Source organism: Pseudomonas fluorescens HK44 (assembly GCF_000217955.3).
In the GTDB taxonomy this organism is placed as follows: domain Bacteria; phylum Pseudomonadota; class Gammaproteobacteria; order Pseudomonadales; family Pseudomonadaceae; genus Aquipseudomonas; species Aquipseudomonas fluorescens_AQ.
Map to the genome: position 1 here is coordinate 1,592,843 of NZ_AFOY02000015.1, position 24,786 is coordinate 1,617,628.

A 24,786-nucleotide genomic window follows, 5' to 3' on the forward strand; every position below is an offset into this window, starting at 1 on the left:
TCCAGCGGGGGCAAGCCCCCTCGCCACAGGTATTGTGTTTCGCTCGCAGGAAATCAGCCCTACCCGGCGATAAAACTGACCCGAACCTTCAACCCGGCCTGCGCGCCATCGTGCAGGCTGATCTGGGCCAGATGGGCGCGGCAGATTTCACCGACAATCGCCAGGCCCAGGCCTGAACCCGCCACCTGCTGATTACGCCGGTAGAAACGCTCGAACACCCGGTCGCGCTCCTCAAGCGGTATCCCCGGTCCATCATCCTCGACCTCCAGCACCGCGGGCGCACTGACGCGCAAGATCACGTTGCCGCCGGGGGGCGTGTGAGCCAAGGCGTTATCCACCAGATTGCTCAACAGTTCATTCAACAACGTTGGCTCGCCGCGCAGCCATACCGGCTCCTCAGCCTCCAACGCCAAAGCGACGCCCCGCGCGTGGGCCAACGGCGCCATGGCCAAGCCCAACTCGCGAGTCAATTGACTCAGATCGAGCAACTGCGCCCCACCCTCGGCAATCGCCCGCGCGCCGTTCTCGACGCGTGCAAGCGAGAGCAATTGATTCGCCAAATGAGTCAGCCGATCAGTGCCCTGAGCGGCGCTCTCCAACGTATTTCGCCAGATTTGCGGCTCGCCCGCCCGCAGTCCTAATTCGAGCCTTGCTTTAAGAGCCGCCAACGGCGTTCGCAACTCATGAGCGGCATCGGCGATGAACTGCGCCTGGCGCTCGAACTGCCCACGCAAGCGCTCGGTAAAGTGGTTAAGCGCGCGCACCAGCGGCCACAATTCGCGCTGCACTTCCACCAGTGGCAAAGGCCGAAGGTCATCCGACTGCCGCTCCTCCACCACCGTGCGCAAACGCTCGAGTGGGCGCAATGCCGCGCTCACCGCAAACCACACCAACAGCAACGCCCCCACTGCCAGCAGGCCCAGACGCAGCAAGGTATCGGTCATCAGGCTGCGAGCCATGCGGACGCGGGCCTCGTCGGTTTCCGCCACGCGGATTTCCGCCATGCCATTCATGTTCGGTTCGGTCACCGGCTTGAGCAGGCTCACTACCCTCACGTTCTGCCCTTGGTAAATGGCGTCATAGAACCGCGCCAGCGCTGGATAATCGTCGGTTCGCGGCGTGCCTGGCGGTGGCCCGGGCAGGTTTTCGTAACCGGAAATCAGCTGCTGATGAATGTCGTTGACCTGGTAGTAAATGCGCCCGGCGCTGTCGTAGGCAAACGTGTCCAGCGCCACGTAAGGCACATCGGCGCTGAGGCTGCCGTCTCGCTGGGAAAGCCCGGCGGCGATGGTTCGCGCCGAGGCCAGCAAGGTCCGGTCATACGCTGTATCGGCCGCTTCGCGACCGTTCCAGTAGGCACTCAAACCGCTGGCAATCATCAGCACCACCAGCAGCAGTGCCAGGTTCCACAGTAACCGCCAGCGCAGACTGCCGGGCTTATGCATCGCGGGCTTCCAGCAGGTAACCGAGCCCCCTGAAGGTCACGATTGCCACCGCATGGCCGTCGAGTTTCTTGCGCAAACGGTGGACGTAGATTTCGATGGCGTCAGGGCTGGCCTCTTCGTCCAGACCAAACACTTGGGAGGCAAGCTGCTCCTTGCTCATCACTCGCCCAGGGCGCGCGATCAACGCCTCGAGCACCGCTTGTTCGCGGGAAGTCAGGGTCAGCAGTTCATCGCCGAGGGTAAAGCGCCGAGTGTCCAGGTCATACACCAACACGCCGCAGCGTTGCTGACGCTCGCCGCCGAGTACGCTGCGGCGCAACAGGGCCTTGACCCGCGCTTCCAGCTCGGTCAGTTCAAAGGGTTTGGCCAGGTAGTCATCGGCGCCAAGGTTGAGCCCGTGAACCCGATCCTTGACGTCGCTGCGGGCCGTCAGCATCAGCACGGGCAAGTTTTTACCACGGCTGCGCAAACGCGCCAGCACCTCGAAACCGTCCATGCGCGGCAAGCCGACATCGAGGATCGCCACCGCGTACTCCTCGCTGTTCAAGGCCAGGTCGGCAGCCACCCCATCGTGCAGCACATCGACGGTCAAACCGGTGCTCTTGAGCGCCTGGGCGACACTTTCGGCCAACTGCAGATGGTCTTCGACGAGAAGAACACGCATGGATTTTTACCTCATTCGGGGATGGTCGACGCCATTCTTTGGCGCGGAGTTTACAGCCGCATCCACCGCTGTGAAGCCCGAAAACAATGAAAGTCTGCTGAAAGGTTGGAGAAAGGTTAGCCCGTTAGAGTCCAGCCACGGACCGTTTCGACTGCCGTGACCATGAAGCGCTGCAACCGAAAAACGCCTCGAAGCGTTTTCGCCAAATAAGAACAATAAACGGAGTATTTCAGCATGCTGTCCACACAGCCTCAGGCTTGCCCGCCTGCGCGTTTTTCCCGCCTCGGCTCCACCGCCCTCGCCAGTGCCGCCGCCCTCGCCGGCTTTTCGCCCGTCAGCCAGGCCGCCTTCTTCGAAGACAGTAGCGCGACCCTCGAAACCCGCAACATGTACTTCAACCGTGACTTTCGCAGCGGCACCAGTGCCCAGCAATCCAAACGTGACGAATGGGCCCAGGGCTTCATGCTCAACGTGCAGTCAGGTTATACCGACGGCACCGTGGGTTTTGGCGTGGACGCGCTGGGCATGCTCGGGGTCAAGCTCGACTCCAGCCCCGACCGCACCGGCACCGGCTTGTTGCCGACCCACGATGATGGGCGTGCCGCCAACGAGTACTCCAAACTCGGCCTGACCGGCAAAATGAAGATCTCCTCCACCGAGCTCAAAGTCGGCAGCCTGATCCCCGAACTGCCGACCCTCAAGCCCAACGACGGGCGCATTCTGCCGCAGACCTTTGAAGGCGGCCTGGTGACCTCAAAGGAAATCAAGAACCTGACCTTCACCGGCGGACGCCTGGATAAAGCCAAGGACCGCGACAGCACCGACTTCGAGGACATCGCCCTCAACAACAAGAACAGCCGTTTCGCTGGCACCGTGCCCGGCACCCATTTCGATTTCGGCGGTGTCGACTACAAGTTCACCGACAAGATCACCGGCAGTTACCACTTCGCTCAGTTGGGCGAGGTCTACAACCAGCATTTCCTTGGCCTGGTCGCTTCGCAACCGTTCGGCCCAGGCACTTTCGCCACCGACCTGCGGCTGGCCATCAGCAACGACCAGGGCCAGGCCCGCGGCGGCAAGATCGACAACAAATCCCTCAACGGTCTGGTGAGTTATGCCTTGAGCGGGCATAAACTCACCGCCGGTTATCAGCATATGTCCGGTGACAGCGCGTTCCCGTATGTCGATGGTGCCGACCCTTATCTGGTCAACTTCGTGCAGATCAACGACTTTGCCGGCGCCGAAGAACACTCCTGGCAGGCGCGTTATGACTACGACTTCGCCAAGCTCGGGGTTCCGGGCCTGAGCTTCATGACCCGTTACATCAGCGGTGACAATATCAAGCTGAAAAACGGCGCCACCGGCGAAGAGTGGGAACGCAATACCGAAATCAAATACGTGGTGCAAAGTGGTGCCCTCAAGGACGTCGCCGTGCGTCTGCGCAATGCCACCTACCGCTCCAACTATTCCGCCCGTGACGCTGATGAAGTGCGTTTGCTGGTGAGCTATAGCGTTGCCCTTTGGTAATGGATTCAACCAACGACAGCTCCTACACAACAACAACTCCTGTGGAGACGAAAAATGGACTTATCACTGCGTAAAGTTGCATTAGCCGCCAGCTGCCTGCTGTTCGCCGGCCCACTGCTGGCCGACGTCGCTGGCGAGCCCAAGCGCCCGGAATGCATCGCCCCGGCCTCCCCGGGCGGTGGCTTCGACCTGACCTGCAAACTGGCGCAAAGCGCGCTGGTGAACGAAAAAATCCTGACCAAACCGATGCGCGTGACCTACATGCCCGGCGGTGTCGGCGCGGTGGCTTACAACGCCGTCGTCGCCCAGCGCCCTGCGGACGCCGGTACCCTGGTGGCCTGGTCCAGCGGCTCGCTGCTGAACCTGGCCCAAGGCAAGTTCGGCCGCTTCGACGAAAGCGCCGTGCGCTGGCTGGCAGCGGTGGGCACCAGCTACGGTGCCATCGCGGTGAAAAGCGACTCGCCCTACAAGAACCTCGACGATCTGGTTCAGGCGTTGAAGAAAGACCCGAGCAAAGTAGTGATCGGCTCCGGCGGCACAGTGGGCAGTCAGGACTGGATGCAAACCGCGCTGATCGCCAAGGCCGCCGGCATCAACCCGCGTGACCTGCGTTACGTCGCCCTCGAAGGCGGCGGCGAAATCGCTACCGCGCTGCTCGGTGGCCACATCCAGGTCGGCAGCACCGACATCTCCGACTCCATGCCGCACATCCAGAGCGGTGACATGCGCCTGCTGGCCGTGTTCGCCAACGAGCGCCTGGACGAGCCGGAAATGAAGGACATTCCGACCGCCAAAGAGCAAGGCTACGACATCGTCTGGCCAGTGGTTCGGGGTTTCTACCTCGGGCCAAAAGTCAGTGATGCGGAATACGCCTGGTGGAAAAACGCCTTCGACAAACTGCTGGCCTCGGAAGACTTCGCCAAGCTGCGCGATCAGCGTGAACTGTTCCCGTTCGCCATGACCGGGCCAGAGCTGGACACCTACGTGAAGAAGCAGGTAGCGGACTACAAACTGCTGGCCAAAGAGTTCGGCCTGATTCAGTAATCGCCTCTGTCTCGCGGCCAGCCCCTTGCGCATCAAGGGGCTGGCCCAGGAGTTTGTCATGCTCTTACAACGCATTTTTGCCTCGGCGCTGTTACTGGCCTGTCTCGGCCTGGCACTGATGGCCTGGCCGTATCAAGCGGCTTTTTCCTATGAACCTGTCGGCCCCAGAGCCTTTCCGCTGTTGATGCTCGGCTTGATGGGCGTGGCACTGCTGTACATGGTGTTTCGCCCTGCGCCGATCAAACACAGTGAAGACGAGCCGCCACTGGACCGCGAAACCCTGACCAAGATCGGTGTCTGTGTCGTTCTGCTGCTGGTGTTCGCCGGAACCTTCGAACCGCTCGGGTTCATTGTTTCGAGCATCCTCATCGGCGTACCGATGGCCCGCTTGTACGGTGGCCGCTGGTTGCCGAGCGTGGTGATCATCAGTTTGATGAGCGTCGGTCTGTACATGCTGTTCGACCGGTTGATGGACGTGCCACTGCCGTTGGGCCTGCTCGACGTTCTGGAGAACTGATATGGATACCCTTAACTACCTCGGCCAGGGCTTTGGCGTCGCACTGACCCCTTTCAACCTGGTCACCGCGTTGTGCGGCACCCTGATCGGCACCGTGGTCGGCTTGTTGCCGGGCCTGGGGCCGATCAACGGTGTGGCGTTGTTGATCCCGATTGCGTTCGCCCTCGGCCTGCCACCGGAGTCCGCACTGATTCTCTTGGCTGCCGTCTACCTGGGCTGCGAATACGGCGGGCGTATCAGTTCGATTCTGCTGAACATTCCGGGCGAAGCGTCCACGGTCATGACCACCCTTGATGGCTACCCCATGGCCCGCCAGGGCATGGCCGGCGTGGCGCTGTCGTTGTCGGCCTGGAGCTCGTTCATCGGCGCGTTCATCGCCACCTGCGGCATGGTGCTGTTCGCCCCGTTGCTGGCGAAATGGGCCATCGCCTTCGGCCCGGCGGAATATTTCGTGCTGATGGTCTTCGCCATTGTCTGCCTCGGAGGCATGGCCGGTGATCGACCGCTGAAAACCTTCATCGCCGCGCTGATCGGGTTGTTTCTGTCGTGCGTCGGGATCGACGCCAACAGCGGTGTGTACCGTTTCACTGGAGACAACATCCACCTCACCGACGGTATTCAGTTCGTGGTGTTGGTGCTGGGCCTGTTCTCCATCAGCGAAATCCTGTTGCTGCTGGAAAAAACCCATCACGGCCAGGAAGCCGTGAAAGCCACCGGGCGGATGATGTTCAACTTCAAGGAAGCCGCCTCGGTGTTCGTAGTGAACATCCGTTGCGGCGTTCTGGGGTTCATCATGGGTGTGTTGCCAGGTGCCGGTGCGACACTGGCCAGTGCCGTTGCCTACATGACCGAGAAACGTATTGCCGGCGCCAGCGGCACCTTCGGCCAGGGCGACAAACGTGGCCTCGCGGCACCGGAAACCGCCATCGGCGGTGCAGCCTGCGGCGCATTGGTCCCGATGCTGACCCTTGGTGTACCGGGTTCGGGCACCACGGCGGTGATGATCGGCGCCCTGTCGCTATACAACATCACCCCGGGGCCACTGTTGTTCCAACAGCAACCGGACATCGTCTGGGGCCTGATCGCCTCGTTGTTCGTCGCCAACGTCATGCTGGTGATCCTCAACATCCCGATGATCCGCATCTTCACCCGCATCCTTGCCGTGCCGAACTGGGCACTGGTGCCGGTGATCGCGATCATTACCGGGATCGGCGTCTACGCCGTGCACGCGACGACCTTCGACCTGTTCCTGATGATCGGCATCGGCATCTTCGGCTACATCCTGCGCAAGCTGGATTTCCCGCTGTCACCGGTTTTGCTGGGGTTCATTCTTGGCGGCTTGATGGAACAGAACCTGCGACGTGCGCTGTCGATTTCCAACGGTGCGCTGGAAATCCTCTGGTCGAGCCCCATCACCTTCGGTTGCTGGGTACTGACGGCAATCATGTTACTGATGCCGATCCTGCGCATCTGGCGCAAACGCTCCGTCGCGCGGCGTGCAATCGCCGATGTCTGATCGGCTTTTCAAAAGCTGGTGGGGAACGCCGCTGGTCGGTCTGCTGGGCGGGTACCTCGCCAGCCAGATCGGCTGGCCGCTGCCATGGATGGTCGGCTCGTTGCTGGCGATCATCCTGGTGCGCTGCCTGACACCCTGGCAATTGGCGGAAATCCCTGGCGGGCGTAAATGCGGCCAGTGGATTGTCGGCATCGGTATTGGTCTGCACTTCACCCCGGTGGTGATCGAGCAGGTCATGAGCCACTTTGGCCTGATTTTCTTCGGGGCGCTGGTCACCAGCCTATCGGCAGTGGTCGGGGTCTGGTTGTTGCGGCGCACCGGCGAGGATCGCGCCACCGCGTTTTTCTCCAGCATGCCGGGCGGTTCCGGTGAAATGGTCAACCTTGGCGCACGCAATGGCGCCGTGCTTAGCCGGGTGGCCGCGGGGCAAAGCCTTCGGGTGCTGGTGGTGGTGCTGTGTGTGCCGGCAGCCTTCAAATACCTGCTCGGGGACGGTGTCCCGCAACTGCATCCGGCCACCGTTGATTGGCACTGGCTGGCTGTGTTGTTTCCGGCCGGAGCCCTGCTCGCCTGGATCTGGCAACAGTTGCGCCAGCCCAACCCCTGGCTGTTCGGCCCATTACTGGTGAGTGCTGCGGTGAGCATCAGCTGGGATTTGCATATCAGCCTGCCCCATGGCGGCAGTCAGATCGGCCAATGGCTGATCGGCAGTGGCCTGGGCTGTCACTTCAATCGGCAGTTCTTTCGTCGTGCGCCGTCGTTCATGGGTCGGACCCTGATCGGTACGGCGCTGACCATGCTGATCGCCACATTGGCCGCGTTGGGGCTGAGTGCGCTGACCCAACTGGACCTGCGCTCACTGACCCTGGGCATGATGCCCGGCGGCATTGCAGAAATGAGCCTGACCGCTGAAACCTTGCAACTGTCGGTGCCTTTGGTCACAGCGATGCAAGTGATGCGGTTGTTGTTCGTGCTGTTTCTGGCGGAGCCATTGTTCAGGTATTGGAACCGGCAACCGGATGAAACCTGAGTTGATCACCTGTGGCGAGGGGGCTTGTCGGAACGCCGCACCGCCCCCGTTCGGCTGCGTAGCAGTCGTAAACCCTATGTCTGTGGTGTGTCTGACGAAATGCAGTGGCTGGTTTTGGGGCCGCTTCGCGACCCAACGGGGGCAAGCCCCCTCGCCACAGAAGCCCCTCCCCTTCACTTTCGCGTCGTTTCAGACCGGAGGTAACCGCCACTCGATCGGCGTCTCGCCATTCTGTTCAAGAAACTTGTTGGCGCGGCTGAAGTGCCCGCAACCGAGAAATCCGCGATAGGCGGACAGCGGTGATGGGTGCACCGACGTCAGCACCAGATGCTTGGTCGCATCGATCAGTTTCTGCTTGCTCTGCGCGTGAGCGCCCCACAGCAAAAACACCAGATGGGGCTGATGCTCGCTGACCACCTCGATAATCCGATCGGTAAAGTGCTGCCAGCCCTTGCCCGCATGGGCGTTGGCGTTGGCCCGCTCCACGGTCATGGTGGTGTTGAGCATCAGCACGCCCTGGTCGGCCCAGCTTTGCAGGTAACCGTGGTTCGGGATGTCGATGTTCAGGTCGCGCTTCAACTCTTTATAGATGTTCACCAGCGACGGTGGTGCCGGTACACCCGGTTGCACCGAGAAACACAAGCCATGGGCCTGACCCGGGCCGTGGTATGGGTCCTGGCCGAGGATCACCACTTTGACCTTGTCCAGCGGCGTCGAGTTGAGGGCATTGAAGATCATCGGCCCCGGCGGATAGATTTCCTTGCCTGCGGCGTTTTCCTGCCGCAGAAACTCGCGCAACTCAGCCATGTAAGGCTGGTCGAATTCGGCACGCAGTGCTTCCTTCCAGCTCGGTTCGAGTTTGATACGGTCTTCAGCAGTCATGGTTACACCCGAGTATTCAATGGGGCGAACCCTAGGAAAGCCCACCGAGCTTGTCAATTGATCTGACGCAGATCCAGCACTTTCTCGTACAGCGATCATACTGAACGTTCAAATCAGTCATCGAGGTCAAAATGAATCTGCACTTCGAAGAACTCACCGGCACGGACGGCGCACGCATCGGTATCGCCAGCCTGGATGCCGAAAAAACCCTGAACGCCCTCTCGCTGCCGATGATCAGAGCCTTGAGCGATCAACTGGAGGCCTGGGCCAAAGAGCCGCAGATTGTCTGCGTGCTGTTACGCGGTAACGGCGCCAAGGCGTTTTGCGCCGGCGGTGAAGTGCGCAGCCTGGTAGAGGCCTGTCGAGCCCATCCCGGTGAGGTGCCGCCCTTGGCCGCACAGTTTTTCTCGGCGGAATATCACCTTGATTTCCGCTTGCACACTTACCCTAAACCGCTGATCTGCTGGGGCCACGGTTACGTCCTCGGTGGCGGCCTGGGGTTGCTGCAAGGCGCGAGCATCCGCATCGTCACACCGAGCAGCCGCCTGGCCATGCCTGAAATCAGTATCGGTCTGTACCCGGATGTTGGCGCCAGTTGGTTTTTATCACGACTGCCCGGCAAGCTCGGCCTGTTTCTTGGTTTGACCGGCGCGCAGATGAACGCACGCGACGCCATTGATCTGGACCTGGCTGACCGCTTCTTGCTGGAAGAACAGCAGGAAGAGCTCATCGAAGGTCTGCTGCAACTGAACTGGCAGGAACAGACGCCAATGCAGCTCAACAGCCTGCTCAAGGCCTTGCAGCAAGAAGCCGTCGGGCAAATGCCCGAGGCGCAATGGTTGCCACGACGCCAGCAGATTGATGAGTTGCTGGATGTCAGCGATGTACGTTGCGCCTGGCGCGCCATCAGTCTGTTGCGCGATCACCGCGACTTGCTACTGGCACGTGCGGCGAAAACCCTGCACGAGGGCTGCCCGCTGACCGCCTGTCTGGTCTGGGAGCAGATCCAGCGTGCTCGGCACCTGTCACTGGCCGAGGTATTCCAGATGGAATACACCATGAGCCTGAACTGCTGTCGGCACCCGGAATTCAGCGAAGGTGTTCGTGCACGCTTGATCGACAAGGACCAGAAGCCGCATTGGCATTGGCCGAACATCAACGCGATACCTGAAGCGGTCGTCCAGGCGCATTTTCACAAGGTCTGGGAAGGTCGACATCCGCTGGCGGATTTGTCGGGTTACTGAAATTTCAGGCATAAAAAAGCGGCGCTGAATGCGCCGCTTGTTCGTTGCAAGGCCTAACGGTGGCCGTCCCAACTGCGGCGGCCATCGCGACCATCACGGTCACCATGTCTGTCGTGATCACGCCCGTCACGATGCCCCCGATCATCCCATTCCCGGCGGCCATGGCCACCCTCTTCGCGATGACCCCAGCCATGGCGGTCGCGGTCATCCCAGCCACGGCTCTGGTAAACGCGGTACTCGACTCGCGGTGGTGCCTGGTAATAACGCGGCGCTGGCTGGTAATAGCGCGGCGGCGAGTAGTAACGCGGAGCTGGCTCGTAGTAACGCGCAGGCGGTGCGGAGTAATAGGATCCACCTCCGTAGTAATAGGCTGGCGCCGGAGAGGTGTAGACCTCAGAGCTGTAATTACCGGGACCTTCGTCGTAATAGGGTACACAAGCAGAAAGCGTCAAACCCAATGAAGCAATGAGAAGAAGTCGACGATACATGGCGGCCTCCTGGACCGCGAATGAGCCATACCAGCGACGCTGGTCAGCGGCAGCCAATTCATCTGGCTGACGAAACATCTGACAGCAAAATCAGAATCTGGTGCGATTTAGAAACAAATTTAAACAAGTAGCCAATAACGCTTCTCGACCGCTGGAAGCCGGCATGAAAAACGGCGCCTCCTTTACCCGCAAAGCGCCGTGAAATGAAAGAATTGAAAAACCATTGAGCCCGCTCGCCTTATCTGGCTTCAATCGTGCTCGTGGCGATCCCCCCCGCGGTCATGGTCGTGGTCACCATGGTAATAATGGCGATAACCGCCGTAATAGCGAGGGCCATAGTAGTAACCACCATAGTAATAAGGCCTGTAGTAATAACCGCCGTAGTAATAAGGTGCCGGCACGGTGTACACCTCTGGGCCGTAATAGCCGGGTTCTGCGTAGTAAAAACAGGCGGAAAGACTCAAGCCAAACAACGCACTGAGCAAGATTCGACGGTACATGGCGGCCTCCTGGACCGCAGGCAGCACCTCCCGAAAACGCGGGTTGCTGCCAGTCGGAACACTAAACGGCTGACATTGATTAAGACTTTGTCACAACCACCAAGTGCCTCTTTGCTCAGAACTTCAGATCAGCGGCCGATCCAACTTGCACAGCCTGTTGTCACGCGCCGATCAGGCGATGTACCGTGCCAAGCCTACCGCCCAGAAGTGCCCCACTCCAGCGATGAATAAACCTGACCTCTGTCCAGCCTGCGGCGCCGGCAACGATTGCAGCCTGGCCGACCCGCGAACCGCCGACCAGGCCTGCTGGTGCTACGCCGTGGCTATCGACCCGGCAGTGCTGCTGGCGTTGCCCGCCGAGCTGCGCGACCGGTCGTGCCTGTGCCCACGCTGCGCGCAGGTCGAGTCGCAGCTGCAAGCAGCCCTATAGGGTAAGATGCGCGCCCTTTTCCGATCTGCCGACCGTCATGCGCGTTGACCGCTTCCTCAGCAACCTGCCCCGCTTCAACCGTAAACAGGTGCGTCTGCTGTTGGTCGAGCGGCGGATCAAGATCGACGGGCAGATCGTCAGCGATCCGCATTGTGACGTGCGCGAGTTCAGCCGTGTCGAGTGCGACGACGAAGTGCTGCAAGTCGGCAAACCACCGCGCTACTTCATGCTGCACAAACCGCCGGGCTGTGTCAGCGCCACTCGCGACCCGCAACACCCAACCGTCCTCGACCTGATCCTTGAGCCTGACAAGGACGATCTGCACATCGCCGGGCGTCTGGACTTCAACACCACCGGGCTGATGCTGATCACCAACGACGGCTCCTGGTCGCGGCGCCTGACCCAACCGCAGACCAAACTGCCGAAGGTCTACTACGTCGAAACCGAACAGCCGATAACGCCGGAGTACGCACAGACCTTCGCCCAAGGCCTGTACTTCGCCTTTGAGGATCTCACCACTCAACCTGCCGACCTGGTCGTGCTGGGCGAAAAATCGGCGCGGCTGAGTATCGTCGAAGGCCGTTATCACCAGGTGAAACGGATGTTCGGCCACTTCGATAACAAGGTCTTGCGCCTGCACCGCGAACGCATGGGGCCACTGGTACTCGACGATACATTGAGACCAGGCGAGTACCGCCCGCTGAGCGCCACAGAGATCCAGCTGATCTGAAGCAAGCGACCGCTGAGCAGAAGTCGTCGAACAATTTACGAACTGCACTTGCGCGATGGCCGCTCCCCTGCTTGAATCAGGACGTCGGCCGAAATGTGACCGGCAAGTCATAACATACTTCTAAGAAACTTTTTGTCGGCAGAGCGCCTCGCAGATTCCACCTCTCCCGACAGACTGCCCGCCAATAACAATACCCGTCGACCAGCCTTCACCGGATCGACATGGGCTCAAAAATTCCAGGCGTATGCCTACCTGTCACAAAGCTCGTGCAATCTTATTGCGCGCATACCCGCTTGCCAGGAGTCTTATGACATGAGGCCAGAAACCGCTGTGCTGGATATACAAGGTCAGTACCGGGTTTACACGGAGTTCTATCGCGCAGACGCCGCAGAGAAGACCATTATTCTGGTCAACGGCTCGATGGCCACTACTGCATCGTTTGCACAAACCGTGAAAAACCTGCACCCGCAATTCAACGTGGTGTTGTACGACCAGCCCTACGCGGGCAAGTCAAAAGCCCACAATCGGCACGAGAAAATGCTCACCAAGGAAATGGAAGGGCAGATCCTCCTTGAGCTGATCGACCATTTTGCCGCGGAACACGTGATGTCATTCTCGTGGGGTGGCGCAGCTACTATGATCGCTCTGGCGCAGCGCCCGCGCCGGATCGAAAAAGCCGTGATCAGCTCGTTTTCGCCAGTGGTCAACGAGCACATGCGCGATTATCTGGAGCGCGGTGTCGACTACCTCGGCAAGCTTGACCGCGACCGTGTCGGCCATCTGGTCAACAACACCATCGGCAAGCACCTGCCATCGTTGTTCAAACGCTTCAACTATCGTCACGTCAGCACCTTGGCCGAACACGAATACGGGCAAATGCACTTCCACATCAGCCACGTGCTCAACAGCGATCGCCTGTGCTACCTCAAGGCAGCCAAGCAAATCAACGTGCCGGTGCTGTTCATGAACGGTGAATGGGACGAGTACACCGCCGCCAGCGATGCCCACCTGTTCGCCAGCCATATACAACACAGCACGTTCAACACCATCCGCGCCACCGGGCACTTTCTCGACATGGAGCACAAAGCTGCCTGCCGAGACAGCCGCCATGCACTGATGGGGTTCCTGAAACCGGCCCACCATGAAGGCCGAACGCGTTCCCACTTCACTCAGGACCACCATGCACTGGCCATTTGAAACAGCGTCCTCGCGAGCAACCTCGTCTTCCTGACTACCCGCATTACCTGTAGGAACGAGGCTTGCCCGCGACAGACCGCAATACGCTTTCAAACCCTGTGCATCATCCTTATCGTCCGCGTTGCCCCTACCGCCGACGACGCACTGCCTTGTCTGCCAAAACCTGCAAAAAACCACGTAACCGCAGATCTGCCAAAGAAAAACTTCAAATCCAGAGCCACATCTGGTACAAAGTCAGCCGCTCTGAGCGGGTGTCGTATAATGGCATTACTCCAGCTTCCCAAGCTGATAACGAGGGTTCTTATTGGACATGCCGTTTTAGTGCACCGTGAAGGCAAGAAAAAGCGGGTATAGTTGAATGGTACAACTATAGCTTCCCAAGCTATCGGTGAGGGTTCGATTCCCTCTACCCGCTCCACCTTCCAGCCAGTGTTTCCGGGCCTTCCAGGGGACTACCCCCCAATCAGGAAGCCCCTCAAAGCCTCATTGCAGCGCCTCGATCCCAACTCCCCAGCATCCCCCTAGAGACACCAAAATCTGGTGCACCGTCGACTCCGTCCAAAATGACGAATCGACAGACCATCGCCCTCCTCGGGTCACCCAATAAACCCTAAAAAGCTCATTTCCGTACCAAGCCTGGATCGCCAACCAGCTCATCATCGTGCGTCCCAGAATGCCGTCCGGAAGCCGACCCAGAATTCCGAAAGTCAGCGAGCGGAATGGCCAGCCCTCCCCCCTCAAAAATTACCTGGACGTCGACAGGGCTCCAAACGACCAGCAGCATCCATTCCAATGTTCAGTCGCTCCCCACCTTCCGATCGCGCTCCTAACCACGCTCACGCTCACGTTGGCGGTAGCGCTTTACAAAGCTGGCTTCGATCAGTTCTTCGACTCCCAATCTAAGCCCGCAGTTTACCAATGAAGCCATAGAACTATCGGTCAGTGAAAAATCATCGGGAATAAAGCCGATATTCTTCACCGTGTTCCTATCAAGTTCTGCTTCAAACGCTTTCAAGAAGTCAGCCAGTCCAGGGCGACGAGCTTCTGTTGCTGCACTTGCAGCGGAGTCATCAGCAACTGTTACTGCATTGGCCGCATTGATACCAATTTGCGCCACCACCTTAGTTATGGAAGGCCAATATTTTAAATCATACTGATAGGTCAATTTATCCAACTTGTTCTTCACATGAGACCTGAAAAGCCCATTGTCCTCAGAAGCCTCTTCAACGACATCCATAATATGGTAGTAGGTATCACTACTAAAACTGGACATCTCTTTAACCTCGGTGCGCCGCGAGAGCAACTCCGAGAGTAACTCTGAAACTTTTGCAACTCGAACATTCAACTCACTGAGTTTCTCGCGATCCTCACGAGCTTCTTTGATCTTTTTAGGATTCCAGGAGTACACCGTGGTTGTGAAGACGTCGAAGAATGACTTCAGCGCCCTGGGCTGTTCAGCCAGCTCGGCATACAGCTCGACGTAGACATCAGCAAGCTCAGTGGTGCGTCCCAGCAGACTCTCGATGATCCGATTGATACTGCACCAGGTACCGTGTTCCTCGTTATATTTAAAGTCCTCACGCAATATGTCTTCACACACATCGATTGCAGCGGCGCGACCTTTAACATCCATATTCAAAACCTCAATTAATTGATAAGCCGATGATAAGGTCTCAGCCGTGAGGTGTCGGTACCTATCCGAAAAAAAATCTCTCCGTTACGGGTACCCTCAGCGCGATCCACCAACCTTCAAGCCCGAGCAGAGCATCAAGCCCAAGCATCAAGCCGAAACCAAACCCGAAGCGGCAGATGATCAAACAGCGCTCCTGTCCAAATAATCCAACAACAACTAACACCACCCACCAAACCCCGCAGCCCAATCAGCTTTACTTTACAACCCAGTAAAGCTAATCACACAAAACATGAGTGGCGAATCGCATCTCTTTCAGTAACACTTAACGTACTCTGCACAGGTATCCGAAATGAACGTGGCCACTTCCTCCCCCGTCGACGACTTGCTCAACCCAGGCGAAAGCGCATCACGCCCTGTCAGAATTCTCGCTGCTGCGGGCAGAATGTTCATCGAGCACGGGTACGAGGGAGCCAGTATGGAGGAGATTGCCAAAGCTGCAGCGGTGACCCGCCAGACCCTGTACAACCGCTTCCCCGAGGGCAAGGAGTCGCTGTTCGTGGCGGTTGCAGAGCGGATGTGGAAGGCCTTCCCAGTTATGCACGTGCCGACCGATGAGCGCGCGCTGGCCGACCCTAGGAATGGACTGATGCAGATCGCTACAGAGTTTGCGTGCTTCTGGTCTGGCCCGACGGCAGCCGACTTCCTGCGTATGGTCTTCATGGAAGGTCGACGGTTCCCCGTGCTTGCCTACCGCTTTGACGAGGTTATCCAGGGGCCAGCTATGACTGTCATCAGCGACTATCTCGCCGAACTGGCACGCCGAGGCATCCTGGCAGTTCAAGTGCCTGAGACTGACGCCCGCTACTTCATGGAGACGCTCAATGGCGGGGTTCTCTTGAAACAGATCAGAGCCAACAGCGAGCCGCTTGCCCGAGAGGAGATCGAGCAGATCGTGGAGCGCACCGTGGACGCCTTCCTGCGATCGCTCCGGCACTGAAATCCTACGGATCAGCAAAAGGCCTGCAAGCGCACGATCAGTCCATACACCGCAGGCCTACCCATGCCCTTCGGCCCTGCCGAGAGCCTCCCCCCCCCTGAAGCCAAGCCGCTCAGCCCACCTCTAGGCCCGTACAGCCCGTACAACCCACCTAGGCCACACAACCCGTAACAAACCACACAGCTCACACAACCCACGCAGCTCTTACTCCAGGCAGAAGATCGCTTATGGCTACAGGAGAACCGCCAAGCCATGAACGTCTACAAGACCAGTCCAGAGCTAACGGCACACGCAGCAACGACGATAGAGGCTCCTAAGGCCCGGCTCCCCCGAACCCTCAGACCACAGACCACAGACCACAGACCACAGACCTAGATACAATCAGAAATCCCCTTCCAGCAACCCCTCCATACCTGCGGGAAGCGAATGCGCACCACTTGGTGGAGTCAGCGCGCCTTGCACTGGCAACGGCAACGGCAACGGCTTGTCCTCCGGCAGCGCCTGATCATCTGTGTCGTACTTCACCTGCCTGATCCCGTGGTAGACGAGGCTGTCACTGACATACTCGATGCAAGGCCCATTGGACTCCTTGGGGCCTCTGACCATATAGCCGTTACGAACCCTTCCCATCGAAGCGGTGGCAGCGCAGGCAACGTGCGAGAACAGCACGATGTTGCTGCCGGCGCTCTCCTGCACCGATTTGAAGATCACACCGTCAATACGGGGCTTACAATGGGTCGCCAGGTACTCAGCGATGACTTGAGTGGTCAGATAGTCGCGCTCTGCTCCAGGGAGCACCGGCACCGTGATTGCGTCATGCAGATACCTCAGGAAATCCCGTCGCCCCAACTTGGAATGGTATTTGGAGTCAAATAAGCTTGGCGTGGGCCCAAGGTCTGCCTTCTCGAAGCGCCCGAAATCCAAAACCTTGACCTCCCTGACCAACCTGAACTCACCGCTCACGACAGTGCCGCCAACCGGGGGGCGTAGCTCAGCGACACAGGTCTTGCGCTCGAAGGCGCCGTAGAAAGCCGGAACACCTGCGGGGTTCATCCTGCCTTCACCTGCTCGCTCCTTCGGAGGCACACCGAGATTACGCGCAGGATCAGCTGTGATCTCGGAGACGCTTTCGGAGCTCATGCAGGTTCGGGCGCGGTAGATCGATGGAGAATCTTCAGGTGTGAGCAATCGCACCACAGCATGCTCATCAGATGACGCTGAGTACTTGTCCAAATCTTTGAAGATCCAGCCTAGGAACGCCTTTGCACTCTCGTTGAAGAAGCGGATTCCATGCTTCATCCCTTCCTGAAACTCACACCATTGGTGGCCGATGTCATCCAAGCTGAAACGTTGTCTGGAATACTGGATGTCGTCGCTGTAGGACGTCAGGCGACTGCACACCGCATCAACGATGGGCTCGTGGTCTTCACAGCCAAAGATTTCGCTGACCCAATAGTCGATGCTATCCCCTTCCTGGTATTGGATGCGCCCTTCGCTCCAACGCCAAACGTGCTCACCTTCAGTGATATAGGTGCCAAGGATTTCATTGACCCGCTCGACGATCTCAGCGAGAGGTACACACTTGCGCTTCGAGTCGCACAGGCTGCACTGGGAGGACGTTCCATTGCGCCGAATCTGCCGACCTAGGTAGGTATCGTGCACGCACTCATAACACACCACCTTGGTGGCATCGCTGTACTTCAACTTTTCCTCTCGCATGGTGCTGGCAATACCTGAGCCTGTTCAGAAAGACGGGCATGATGGCTGAAGTACCGCGATTGGAATACCATCCAAACGGCTCAAGACCCAGATTGCTCAGGAATAAGCTCTGCCTCCACAGGGGACAGGATGCCCTCCATTGCGTCTGCCTGATACCCGATCCGGATGCTGCCATCTTCGAATACTGAGCCCACTCAAGGAATCGACATGCTGATCGAGTTCGACCTGAACCATAATGACGCGCAAGCACTGTTGCACCACTGCACTGAGCACCAGCCAAGCTCTGAGGATTTTCGAGAAAATGCTCGCCTGAGAGAGGCTTTGGAAACGCTCGCAGAGGCGATCAATGACGTGATGAGTCCAAGGGAGGAAAGCCCCAAGTCGTCGGAAACGATCGACCCACAGTTGCTTGATGCAGCCATGGCTATCTTCGGCGACAAGAAAAGTGCGGTGGACTGGCTATCGAAACCCTTACGAACGTTGGGCGCGAAACGCCCGAGGGATGTCTCCATCGAGCACGCCCTGACGCTACTCGCGCGTATTGAGCATGGGTTTGGTGCCTGAAAATCCTTACGAGGTTTGCAGACCCAACCCGCAAGCCGATTAAGTTATTCAGGGAGGTTGCACAGGATGGCCAAGAAACCGAAGTTCTATGCTGTCGTCCACGGACGGAAACTCGGAATTTTCAATAGCTGGGAAGGTGGGGCTCGCTTGTCCATTGACCGCTTTACGGAAGCGAAACACCAGTCGTTCGCAACGCTGGAGCTCGCTGAGGAGTGGTACCGTCAGAACCCCCCCACGCCAAGCTCGAACCACTCACCGGTTCTTCACTTCAGCACGCAACCGTCCGTGCAACAGCCGACCCTGGACGGCGTGGTTGCCAAGGACTATGTCGTTTACCTGATCATTGATCCCGTGACGGATGAGCCCTTCTACGTGGGGCAGACAGGCGACTTCGAAGGCCGGCAGCGAGGCCATCTTGGGAAAGCCAACCACGACTGCAAGCGCGCGGCAGCCAAGATTGCCCAGATACTCGATGCCGGGATGACCCCAGCATTCAAAGTCGTGGAAACCTGCGAATCTGAAGAGGCCTCATTGGAGGCAGAGACACGCTGGATCGAGCACTGTACCGCCAGGGGGATCAAGGTTTGGAACCGCTGGCGGGAGCATCGCGAATTCCAGACATTACACCTGAAGCCCAGAATCGAGTTTGATCGAATCATCGGGGACGGCCCATTCACCCTCGGCCCCTACCAATACGACCCCAGGTTTGAGCTGAAGAGCAAGCTCAATGCCTTCCTAGCCAAGTCTTCCCAAGGTGCTATACAGCTACGCATGGCCACCGAGAAGCTCAGGTTGATCTGGAAACTCACCCGCCAGGCAGGGGAAGTGAGCGAATTTCGCATCGTCAAGGACGCATCCAAGCATCAGCTCGAAGCAGTCCTCGTCTCCGGATCAACCGTGAACTTTGACTACGGCGCCGCGATCGACCGCCTCCCCTAACCAATTGCAACCAGGTGGCGAGAACCATCTCCTCCCGGCATCACCGGCATTCGAGCGCATAGAAAAAGCGCACCTGATGCGTCTCAGTCATTTCCTCCAAAGACCGGATTATCCAGACCTAGGAAGTCCGCCATCCAAGTTCGCTCCTCGTCACTGGGCTCGTAAGAATAAGCAGTCTTACCCTCAACTTGCTCAGGCAGCTCACGCCAATATCTTGGTTCAGTCACGCCGTCCAAAAATACTAGTTCGCAGGACACATAGCACATCCATATCCCTGCAGTCAGGAATTGAATATTCAATTGCAACGATTCCTCAGTGCCAGTGTATTCACGAATGGGTGTGAATTGTTTATGCAAAGTTCCAATGTGCGTAAACTCTCGACTTAGCAAGCCGTAGAGGTGGCCGAATGGAGGAAAGACGCGCTTGGCACTGGAAACGGCGCGCGGAGACTCAAACTTGTGCTCTTGGTATTTCTGAAAGTCTTCCGGAAATTGCATGAGATGGAGGGCTACGGCCATGGTTTCAATGGCTGAGCGGACGACCGGCCCAGGCTGCAAAACAAAGCCACCCCGAAGCATGTATGCTGCGCCAACCATGGAATTCAGGGCATTGGAGAGGAGCTCTGCACACGCTTTGCGAAGGTTATCTTCGTCGCGTTCAGCCCTGAGCAGTCCTGATGCCCAGATAGCGGAGCAATGGGCAAAAATTGCACTCATTTTTTCAAGGTCAGCACTGTGTAGCGCGTCAAAACTTTTAGCTATTTTATCAGCATCGCGACTTATCTGATTAATTAGCATTGACCGACGAAACTCGTATACCTTCTCATTGACTGGATCAAAAACTACTGCGCAAGTATCGGGATGCTTTTCCCACATAGATCATTCCTTGTTCGGCAAGAGTCTTCAACCTGCGATGCTGATACCTTTACCCACCAACCCATCTAAGCGCGCGGGCTCAGGCAATGGGATGCAGAAGCCAATAAACATATAACTCCGGCATCAGTACAAGCAGTACCACTACCGTGAAGCATAGCTCGTAACCCAGGATAGTTTCCGCCTTTGAACGCGCCTGTACGATGACTTCCATCAGGGCAGCCGACAAATCCGCCACAAGGGCAGGTCTGTCCGGCTGGCAAGCCCTACATGGTTGATCAGCACCAGGAGTGATGATAACGTACCGACCACGGTCTTCCTGGATCGAGCGGTCGGCATGCAAAGCCTTTGCGCCTCAGGTGTTTCTCCCCTTCTTTCGCACGCATTTCGACAATTGTCAGCGGGCAGCCGACACCGTGACATTGGAGAATTGCCATGCGCGTTCCGGTCTATCCCGAAGATCTGCTGCCCCAAGCCGCCTTCAAAAAAATCGCAAAAAGCATCCAGAAAAGATGGCCAGGCAATTCGCCCGTCCAGCTCACTCTTGCCCACGAGACCCTGTCCAAGGGGCTAGGGTATGCCAATTACCACGACCTCATTAAAGAGTCCGTCATCTGCCCTTGGGGTGCAGAAACACCTGCCCTGAGCGCCGTGCACGCCCAGATCACGGCAGCGATTTCTTCGGTATTGGCCTTGGCCAACGACACCTCAGTACCGCGCAGCGTCCTTGAACCTTTTGTCGAGACACTCCCGCTGAAAGCGCTCAGTACGTTCAAGGGGGCTGCCTCACGAGGCGTGGAAGTGACCAAGAGCCCAATGCCTGATTTCAACCAGACTGAAATCTGCTTTGTGAACACCACCGCCCCAAAGTCCGAAGTCCCGTCCTACACGCGTCCACCTATAATGCACAAGAGATCGAGACTCCACGCCAGTCCGTTGGGGCTGGAAGTCTTCATTCACAGTGATGCAATCAAGCAAATCGTCGAAAACTCAGGAAACCTTCGCGACCGGAGCCTCTTTACGCTGCTGGAGACTGGGCTTCGGAGGGACGTCATCCTTGGTGCCAAGGTTTCCCAAGTTGTCAGCTTGGATACCTACATGCCTTCGAGCAAGGAGATGTCCATTGAGATCACGAAAACGAAACCACCACAGCCCCTTGGAAACACAGCAGTGATAGAGAAGTACATCAGCGCGGAAAATCTCTCTGCCGATGACTACCTCTTCCCGGGTAATGACCGGACGCAACCCATGTCGACAGCGCAGCTGCTGCGCATTTATCGGTCGTGGGAACGACAGGCTCAACTTCCCCGCTCAACACTCACGCCACACGCGTTGCGACTGGCAACTGTGGCACGGCTAGCAGCTTCCACCCCAACGCCACACTTTGGCATCGAGCGATTCGCCGATCAGCTCGGTCACTGCTCCAGTTCCATGGCCGAACAATACGCATCACTCACTGCGACAGGCGCTGATTCGACCTTGAAAACCAAGAAGCGTCGTACCTAAATAAGGCTGGCTACGTGCTGTTGATGTCGACGCCGAATTGACCCAAGTGCTGACGCAAGACTGCCCCCTCCAAATCGAAACAAATTCAGCAAAGGAAATGGTTCGCGAGGAACAGACTGGGTCAGCGACATTTCGGTAACTGGGTCAATTTGGCGTCAGCACCTACATTACTGAGAACATATTTTCCTCAGCGAAAGCTGCACATCTCAGATTTTCTATGGCGGATTGAACACAAAAAAAGGCGCCTTTGCAGGCGCCAAAAATCATCCACGAGACGGATGTATCTGCCCAATTTCTTGCTACGTCTGGTACCGCAGCGTTGAGCAAAACCGGTGAAATCTTCATCAACATATATCTGTTAGGGATGAACCTACTTGCTGTTTTTTTGGAAGCGAGCCGGCTTACGGAACAGGCGGAAATCGTCGAATTTTTGCCCGTAAATAAAAGGCAGATACGCATCCCGATCTGGCAGTACGTCCAAGCGCGGTACAGTCCAACTCGACTCACCTTCCGTGTAATAAGCCGTGCCAACCGATACCACTGGAATGGTGTGAAGGGGATCTAGTGCACTACCATTCAGCTTAAGAGTCCCTTTACCTTCGCGCTTTACTCGAAGGTTTTCCTGGTTCTTCATGCAGTTCAGAATCGGATCGTGCTGAAGACCAAAGCCGGTGGAGTGAGGCACCGCTTTGATTTCAAAATCATAGCTCTCACTGCTTGAAGGGCCGAGGTCGTCTCCAAACTCGGCTTCAATCTCGATCAAACGTACACCGTTGCGCTCGCAGAATCCGTAGGCCTCATGGCCGTCCATATAGACTTGAGCAATGCCCGTTTTCTTTGCCTCCCCCCACATCTCACGACCGATCGTGACTGGCATATCCCCGCTCACAATCAACACGAGCATGGTGGTGCCTTCGAGTTCTTTGTATCGACATTTGAGCGAAATGATTCCGCAGTCGAACTCGCCACACAGCTCACTCTGCCAACGTGAAATGCTGGCTATGGCAGTAGGTGTTTCAGGAAGATCAAAACAAGGAGGTAGCACCGACCGCAAGAATTCGAAAGTCGTCTCGAACTCAATCGATACGGCTTCAATTGTGCATCGTCCTTCAGAGAGAATTCGTTGAATTTCCTGAAGCTCTTCTTTCGTTTTTACAAAGCTCATGACAGTCGGTATCCCTTGGTATTTTTATAAGGTTAAAGGTAACAATCTGACGTGGAACTCAGGCTTTCAAACGTTTGATAACTGCTTCGGCTACGCCCAGAGAAGAAGCTGGATTCTGGCCAGTGATCAAGGATCCCGAGACAACAACATGACTTTCCCAATCACCTGACTTCGAGTACACCGCACCAAGCGCTTTCATGTCAGTTTCGACGAGATAAGGAACTGCCTTTTCCAGACCTACCGCAGCTTCTTCACTGTCACTAAATGCAGTTACCTGGACACCTTCGACCAAGGGGCGTCCATCGCTTTTTCGAGCATCGAGCAATGCGCATCCCGCATGGCAAATCGTGGCCACAGGCTTTCCTGACGAAATAAACGACTCAATCAGCGCCACAGAATGGGGGTTATCGCGCAAGTCCCACAGCGGGCCATGGCCGCCCGGATAAACAAGCGCACTGATATCCGATGCCGATACAGTTGAAAGCTTGGCGGTGCCATTCATGCGCTCTGCCAGAATGGGATCAGACTTATAGCGCTTGTAAAGAGGGCTATCCTTCAGAGCATCCACCGAAGCGGGATCAACGGGGACATTGCCTCCCTTTGGCGAGGAGAGGCGAACAGGAAGACCGGCGTCAACGAAGCTGTAGTAAGGAACTAGAAACTCTTCAAGCCACAGCCCAGTTTCCCTTCCCGTGTCACCGAATGTCTCGTGGGATGTTAGAACAAACAAAATACTCATCGTACGCACTCCAGACGTTTCAGCCAGATCATCGGATTTCAGGCAGCAGTTTGCTGATCCCACAAATCTTGGGCCGTCGACCAGGTTTGATTGACGTCTTTACCGTCGGCGGTTTTCCAGGTGATTGGGCCTACCATCTGAAGGATGAAAGTAGTGTCGGCGAGCATCTTGGTTTCTTCGTGCTCGGCCCCAGTAGCCTCATACAGAAAACCGTGTTTGACGCAGAGCGCACCACCATTTTCTGGCCCACCACGCAACTCAAGGATGCCGTCGAAAACATAACCTTCTGCTGGCCCATGGTGAATGTGCGGCATCAGGATGGAGCCGTTTGGACAGAAAAACATCACTGTCCAGATGCCAAATTCAGGAGATACATGAAGCAGCTTCCACTTCACGCCGCCGGTATGAAATTGCTCTGGAAAATTCTGCCACTCTACTTCGTCAACCTGCACATAAGCATCTTGTGGTTTCTGGATCTGGTTCATTTCAGGCCTCACGGATTGTGGGTATCGGAGAACACAAGCTACATCTGGGGTTCAGTTCGTCCTATCCAGAATTGGCAACAGGCGTGGCTTCAGTGGCAAGGAGAAGCAAAAAAGGAGAGTTGCCGAAAATGGCTATTTACTTATCGGCTCAGCGCTTAGCTTTTGGGGTGTACGCAACCCGGCGAGCGCTCCTCGCCCATATGAGGAATAAGATGATGGCTAAAACAATAACGGTAATCGGCACGGGCTTGATGGGATCCGGTCTTGCTCGCACATTGCTCGCTGCAGGACGAAAAGTTACGGTCTGGGATGGCCGCCCAGAAGCCACTAAACCTTTGCAAGAAAAAGGTGCCACGCTTGCCCCTTCCTTCGTGGAAGCAGTGCATGCAAGCGAGCTGACCATCATGATTATCAGCAGCGCAGCTGATGGCGCATCGCTTATCGAAAGTAATATCGAGTCGCTTGATCTGGCCAGTCGCTTCGTGGCCAATTTCAGTACATCTATGCCGGAAGACGGACAACGCTTCCGAAGCCTCGTAGAAAGTCGCGGCGGGATTTTTATCAACGCCGCCATCTCTTCGTACCCCGACCTGATTGGCGGCCCTTACACGGCGATTCAATACGCATGTGATCCAGCCGTATGGGACGAGATTGCAGAAACCGTTAAGCCGATGGCGCCACAAGGCACGATTTACACTGGTGAAGACCTGACTGTGCCACCGATCGTTGATGCCGCGATGACGGGAAGCTTTTACGCTGTGGGCCTGGCCGGCTTTCTAGAGGCTGCGGCCTATGCTAAGACCCAGGGCGTAAGTGCCAGCCAGCTCTCAGAGTTTGCTGACAAAATGCTGGATCTGCTGCGCTACAAAGTGCAAAAAAGCATCAAGGAAATCGAGGCCAATGATTTCAGCACAATTCAGGCGACTGTGGACGTATATCTGGATGCCGTCGTT

At 57.1% G+C, this 24,786-nt stretch carries 25 protein-coding genes and 1 tRNA gene; 15 read left to right on the top strand and 11 right to left on the bottom strand.

Features of this window, described 5'->3' with window-relative positions:
• Window positions 1–59: 59 nt before the first annotated feature.
• Both HK44_RS20130 and HK44_RS20135 read right to left on the bottom strand, forming a co-directional pair.
• The gene (locus tag HK44_RS20130; RefSeq protein WP_019692543.1) at window positions 60–1,445 is read right to left on the bottom strand and encodes a sensor histidine kinase; all 1,386 of its coding nucleotides are present in this window, start codon (window positions 1,443–1,445) and stop codon (window positions 60–62) included.
• Window positions 1,438–2,109 (bottom strand): response regulator, encoded by a 672-nt coding sequence (locus tag HK44_RS20135; RefSeq protein WP_019692544.1) that lies wholly within the window; start codon window positions 2,107–2,109, stop codon window positions 1,438–1,440. Before HK44_RS20135 ends, HK44_RS20130 begins: the two co-directional genes overlap by 8 nt.
• 234 nt (window positions 2,110–2,343) lie before the next feature.
• Between HK44_RS20135 and HK44_RS20140 the strand changes: the two genes are divergently transcribed.
• From HK44_RS20140 to HK44_RS20160, 5 genes are read left to right on the top strand one after another with little or no spacing between them, the layout of a single operon-like run.
• A complete protein-coding gene (locus HK44_RS20140) occupies window positions 2,344–3,636 on the top strand; it encodes an OprD family porin (RefSeq protein ID WP_019692545.1) in 1,293 nt (430 codons plus the stop codon).
• A 54-nt stretch (window positions 3,637–3,690) separates the two neighbouring features.
• A complete protein-coding gene (locus HK44_RS20145) occupies window positions 3,691–4,680 on the top strand; it encodes a Bug family tripartite tricarboxylate transporter substrate binding protein (protein WP_019692546.1) in 990 nt (329 codons plus the stop codon).
• Window positions 4,681–4,738: 58 nt separating this feature from the next.
• Window positions 4,739–5,197, top strand: a complete 459-nt coding sequence (locus HK44_RS20150) for a tripartite tricarboxylate transporter TctB family protein (protein WP_019692547.1) — start codon at window positions 4,739–4,741, stop codon at window positions 5,195–5,197.
• Between the two features lies 1 nt (window position 5,198).
• Window positions 5,199–6,713, top strand: coding sequence for a tripartite tricarboxylate transporter permease (locus HK44_RS20155; RefSeq protein ID WP_019692548.1), 1,515 nt, complete (start codon window positions 5,199–5,201; stop codon window positions 6,711–6,713).
• Window positions 6,706–7,743: an AbrB family transcriptional regulator gene (locus HK44_RS20160; protein ID WP_019692549.1), complete on the top strand. Its 1,038-nt coding sequence runs from the start codon at window positions 6,706–6,708 to the stop codon at window positions 7,741–7,743. The genes HK44_RS20155 and HK44_RS20160 overlap by 8 nt, the downstream gene beginning before the upstream one ends.
• Before the next feature lie 189 nt (window positions 7,744–7,932).
• Here HK44_RS20160 and ung read toward each other — a convergent pair whose 3' ends face one another.
• A complete protein-coding gene (gene ung, locus HK44_RS20165; RefSeq protein ID WP_019692550.1) occupies window positions 7,933–8,625 on the bottom strand; it encodes a uracil-DNA glycosylase in 693 nt (230 codons plus the stop codon).
• Window positions 8,626–8,756: 131 nt separating this feature from the next.
• On the opposite strand from ung, the gene HK44_RS20170 reads away from it, so the two are divergent.
• Entirely contained in the window at window positions 8,757–9,869 is a 1,113-nt protein-coding gene (locus HK44_RS20170) for an enoyl-CoA hydratase/isomerase family protein (protein ID WP_019692551.1), read from the top strand.
• A 53-nt stretch (window positions 9,870–9,922) separates the two neighbouring features.
• On the opposite strand, the gene HK44_RS20175 is transcribed toward HK44_RS20170, so the two are convergent.
• Window positions 9,923–10,357, bottom strand: a complete 435-nt coding sequence (locus HK44_RS20175; protein ID WP_019692552.1) for a hypothetical protein — start codon at window positions 10,355–10,357, stop codon at window positions 9,923–9,925.
• A gap of 248 nt (window positions 10,358–10,605) precedes the next feature.
• Window positions 10,606–10,857 (bottom strand): hypothetical protein, encoded by a 252-nt coding sequence (locus HK44_RS20180; protein WP_019692553.1) that lies wholly within the window; start codon window positions 10,855–10,857, stop codon window positions 10,606–10,608.
• Between the two features lie 223 nt (window positions 10,858–11,080).
• Here HK44_RS20180 and HK44_RS20185 point away from each other — a divergent pair, with 223 nt between their 5' ends.
• The 4 genes from HK44_RS20185 (at window position 11,081) to HK44_RS20200 (ending at window position 13,632) form a co-directional block, all read left to right on the top strand.
• Complete coding sequence (locus tag HK44_RS20185) at window positions 11,081–11,287, top strand: cysteine-rich CWC family protein (RefSeq protein ID WP_019692554.1); 207 nt, start codon at window positions 11,081–11,083, stop codon at window positions 11,285–11,287.
• A 37-nt stretch (window positions 11,288–11,324) separates the two neighbouring features.
• Window positions 11,325–12,017 (top strand): pseudouridine synthase, encoded by a 693-nt coding sequence (locus HK44_RS20190; protein WP_019692555.1) that lies wholly within the window; start codon window positions 11,325–11,327, stop codon window positions 12,015–12,017.
• A gap of 312 nt (window positions 12,018–12,329) precedes the next feature.
• Complete coding sequence (locus HK44_RS20195; RefSeq protein WP_019692556.1) at window positions 12,330–13,214, top strand: alpha/beta fold hydrolase; 885 nt, start codon at window positions 12,330–12,332, stop codon at window positions 13,212–13,214.
• A 344-nt stretch (window positions 13,215–13,558) separates the two neighbouring features.
• Window positions 13,559–13,632, top strand: a tRNA-Gly gene (locus tag HK44_RS20200).
• Between the two features lie 408 nt (window positions 13,633–14,040).
• On the opposite strand, the gene HK44_RS20205 is transcribed toward HK44_RS20200, so the two are convergent.
• The gene (locus HK44_RS20205) at window positions 14,041–14,847 is read right to left on the bottom strand and encodes a hypothetical protein (RefSeq protein WP_019692557.1); all 807 of its coding nucleotides are present in this window, start codon (window positions 14,845–14,847) and stop codon (window positions 14,041–14,043) included.
• 349 nt (window positions 14,848–15,196) lie between these two features.
• Here HK44_RS20205 and HK44_RS20210 point away from each other — a divergent pair, with 349 nt between their 5' ends.
• Window positions 15,197–15,844, top strand: a complete 648-nt coding sequence (locus tag HK44_RS20210) for a TetR/AcrR family transcriptional regulator (protein ID WP_019692559.1) — start codon at window positions 15,197–15,199, stop codon at window positions 15,842–15,844.
• Window positions 15,845–16,225: 381 nt separating this feature from the next.
• Here HK44_RS20210 and HK44_RS20215 read toward each other — a convergent pair whose 3' ends face one another.
• Window positions 16,226–17,563: an RES family NAD+ phosphorylase gene (locus HK44_RS20215; RefSeq protein WP_019692560.1), complete on the bottom strand. Its 1,338-nt coding sequence runs from the start codon at window positions 17,561–17,563 to the stop codon at window positions 16,226–16,228.
• Window positions 17,564–17,770: 207 nt separating this feature from the next.
• Between HK44_RS20215 and HK44_RS20220 the strand changes: the two genes are divergently transcribed.
• Window positions 17,771–18,127 carry an MbcA/ParS/Xre antitoxin family protein gene (locus HK44_RS20220; protein WP_019692561.1) on the top strand — a complete coding sequence of 119 codons (357 nt, stop codon included), beginning with the start codon at window positions 17,771–17,773 and terminating at the stop codon, window positions 18,125–18,127.
• Between the two features lie 66 nt (window positions 18,128–18,193).
• Window positions 18,194–19,066 (top strand): viroplasmin family protein, encoded by an 873-nt coding sequence (locus tag HK44_RS20225; protein WP_019692562.1) that lies wholly within the window; start codon window positions 18,194–18,196, stop codon window positions 19,064–19,066.
• 83 nt (window positions 19,067–19,149) lie between these two features.
• On the opposite strand, the gene HK44_RS20230 is transcribed toward HK44_RS20225, so the two are convergent.
• Complete coding sequence (locus tag HK44_RS20230; RefSeq protein WP_019692563.1) at window positions 19,150–19,941, bottom strand: hypothetical protein; 792 nt, start codon at window positions 19,939–19,941, stop codon at window positions 19,150–19,152.
• A 432-nt stretch (window positions 19,942–20,373) separates the two neighbouring features.
• Between HK44_RS20230 and HK44_RS20235 the strand changes: the two genes are divergently transcribed.
• A complete protein-coding gene (locus tag HK44_RS20235) occupies window positions 20,374–21,444 on the top strand; it encodes a tyrosine-type recombinase/integrase (RefSeq protein ID WP_019692565.1) in 1,071 nt (356 codons plus the stop codon).
• A 370-nt stretch (window positions 21,445–21,814) separates the two neighbouring features.
• On the opposite strand, the gene HK44_RS20240 is transcribed toward HK44_RS20235, so the two are convergent.
• From HK44_RS20240 to HK44_RS20250, 3 genes are read right to left on the bottom strand one after another with little or no spacing between them, the layout of a single operon-like run.
• Window positions 21,815–22,609 (bottom strand): acetoacetate decarboxylase family protein, encoded by a 795-nt coding sequence (locus HK44_RS20240; protein WP_019692566.1) that lies wholly within the window; start codon window positions 22,607–22,609, stop codon window positions 21,815–21,817.
• Window positions 22,610–22,667: 58 nt separating this feature from the next.
• Window positions 22,668–23,348, bottom strand: a complete 681-nt coding sequence (locus tag HK44_RS20245; RefSeq protein ID WP_019692567.1) for a type 1 glutamine amidotransferase domain-containing protein — start codon at window positions 23,346–23,348, stop codon at window positions 22,668–22,670.
• Window positions 23,349–23,386: 38 nt separating this feature from the next.
• A complete protein-coding gene (locus HK44_RS20250) occupies window positions 23,387–23,833 on the bottom strand; it encodes a cupin domain-containing protein (RefSeq protein ID WP_019692568.1) in 447 nt (148 codons plus the stop codon).
• Window positions 23,834–23,961: 128 nt separating this feature from the next.
• Here HK44_RS20250 and HK44_RS20255 point away from each other — a divergent pair.
• Window positions 23,962–24,786 (top strand): NAD(P)-binding domain-containing protein (locus HK44_RS20255; protein WP_019692569.1); only part of this gene is annotated, 825 nt, incomplete at its 3' end.

Excerpts from the sequence above, each read along its gene's own strand:
- HK44_RS20190 (WP_019692555.1), top strand. The coding sequence starts at position 11,325 with ATGCGCGTTGACCGCTTCCTCAGCAACCTGCCCCGCTTCAACCGTAAA.
- HK44_RS20235 (WP_019692565.1), top strand. The coding sequence starts at position 20,374 with ATGCGCGTTCCGGTCTATCCCGAAGATCTGCTGCCCCAAGCCGCCTTC.
- HK44_RS20210 (WP_019692559.1), top strand. The coding sequence starts at position 15,197 with ATGAACGTGGCCACTTCCTCCCCCGTCGACGACTTGCTCAACCCAGGC.
- HK44_RS20250 (WP_019692568.1), bottom strand. The coding sequence starts at position 23,833 with ATGAACCAGATCCAGAAACCACAAGATGCTTATGTGCAGGTTGACGAA.
- HK44_RS20140 (WP_019692545.1), top strand. The coding sequence starts at position 2,344 with ATGCTGTCCACACAGCCTCAGGCTTGCCCGCCTGCGCGTTTTTCCCGC.
- HK44_RS20240 (WP_019692566.1), bottom strand. The coding sequence starts at position 22,609 with ATGAGCTTTGTAAAAACGAAAGAAGAGCTTCAGGAAATTCAACGAATT.
- HK44_RS20155 (WP_019692548.1), top strand. The coding sequence starts at position 5,199 with ATGGATACCCTTAACTACCTCGGCCAGGGCTTTGGCGTCGCACTGACC.
- HK44_RS20225 (WP_019692562.1), top strand. The coding sequence starts at position 18,194 with ATGGCCAAGAAACCGAAGTTCTATGCTGTCGTCCACGGACGGAAACTC.
- HK44_RS20145 (WP_019692546.1), top strand. The coding sequence starts at position 3,691 with ATGGACTTATCACTGCGTAAAGTTGCATTAGCCGCCAGCTGCCTGCTG.
- HK44_RS20130 (WP_019692543.1), bottom strand. The coding sequence starts at position 1,445 with ATGCATAAGCCCGGCAGTCTGCGCTGGCGGTTACTGTGGAACCTGGCA.
- HK44_RS20180 (WP_019692553.1), bottom strand. The coding sequence starts at position 10,857 with ATGTACCGTCGAATCTTGCTCAGTGCGTTGTTTGGCTTGAGTCTTTCC.
- HK44_RS20215 (WP_019692560.1), bottom strand. The coding sequence starts at position 17,563 with ATGCGAGAGGAAAAGTTGAAGTACAGCGATGCCACCAAGGTGGTGTGT.
- HK44_RS20220 (WP_019692561.1), top strand. The coding sequence starts at position 17,771 with ATGCTGATCGAGTTCGACCTGAACCATAATGACGCGCAAGCACTGTTG.
- ung (WP_019692550.1), bottom strand. The coding sequence starts at position 8,625 with ATGACTGCTGAAGACCGTATCAAACTCGAACCGAGCTGGAAGGAAGCA.
- HK44_RS20135 (WP_019692544.1), bottom strand. The coding sequence starts at position 2,109 with ATGCGTGTTCTTCTCGTCGAAGACCATCTGCAGTTGGCCGAAAGTGTC.
- HK44_RS20195 (WP_019692556.1), top strand. The coding sequence starts at position 12,330 with ATGAGGCCAGAAACCGCTGTGCTGGATATACAAGGTCAGTACCGGGTT.
- HK44_RS20185 (WP_019692554.1), top strand. The coding sequence starts at position 11,081 with ATGAATAAACCTGACCTCTGTCCAGCCTGCGGCGCCGGCAACGATTGC.
- HK44_RS20175 (WP_019692552.1), bottom strand. The coding sequence starts at position 10,357 with ATGTATCGTCGACTTCTTCTCATTGCTTCATTGGGTTTGACGCTTTCT.
- HK44_RS20160 (WP_019692549.1), top strand. The coding sequence starts at position 6,706 with ATGTCTGATCGGCTTTTCAAAAGCTGGTGGGGAACGCCGCTGGTCGGT.
- HK44_RS20170 (WP_019692551.1), top strand. The coding sequence starts at position 8,757 with ATGAATCTGCACTTCGAAGAACTCACCGGCACGGACGGCGCACGCATC.
- HK44_RS20230 (WP_019692563.1), bottom strand. The coding sequence starts at position 19,941 with ATGTGGGAAAAGCATCCCGATACTTGCGCAGTAGTTTTTGATCCAGTC.
- HK44_RS20205 (WP_019692557.1), bottom strand. The coding sequence starts at position 14,847 with ATGGATGTTAAAGGTCGCGCCGCTGCAATCGATGTGTGTGAAGACATA.
- HK44_RS20245 (WP_019692567.1), bottom strand. The coding sequence starts at position 23,348 with ATGAGTATTTTGTTTGTTCTAACATCCCACGAGACATTCGGTGACACG.
- HK44_RS20150 (WP_019692547.1), top strand. The coding sequence starts at position 4,739 with ATGCTCTTACAACGCATTTTTGCCTCGGCGCTGTTACTGGCCTGTCTC.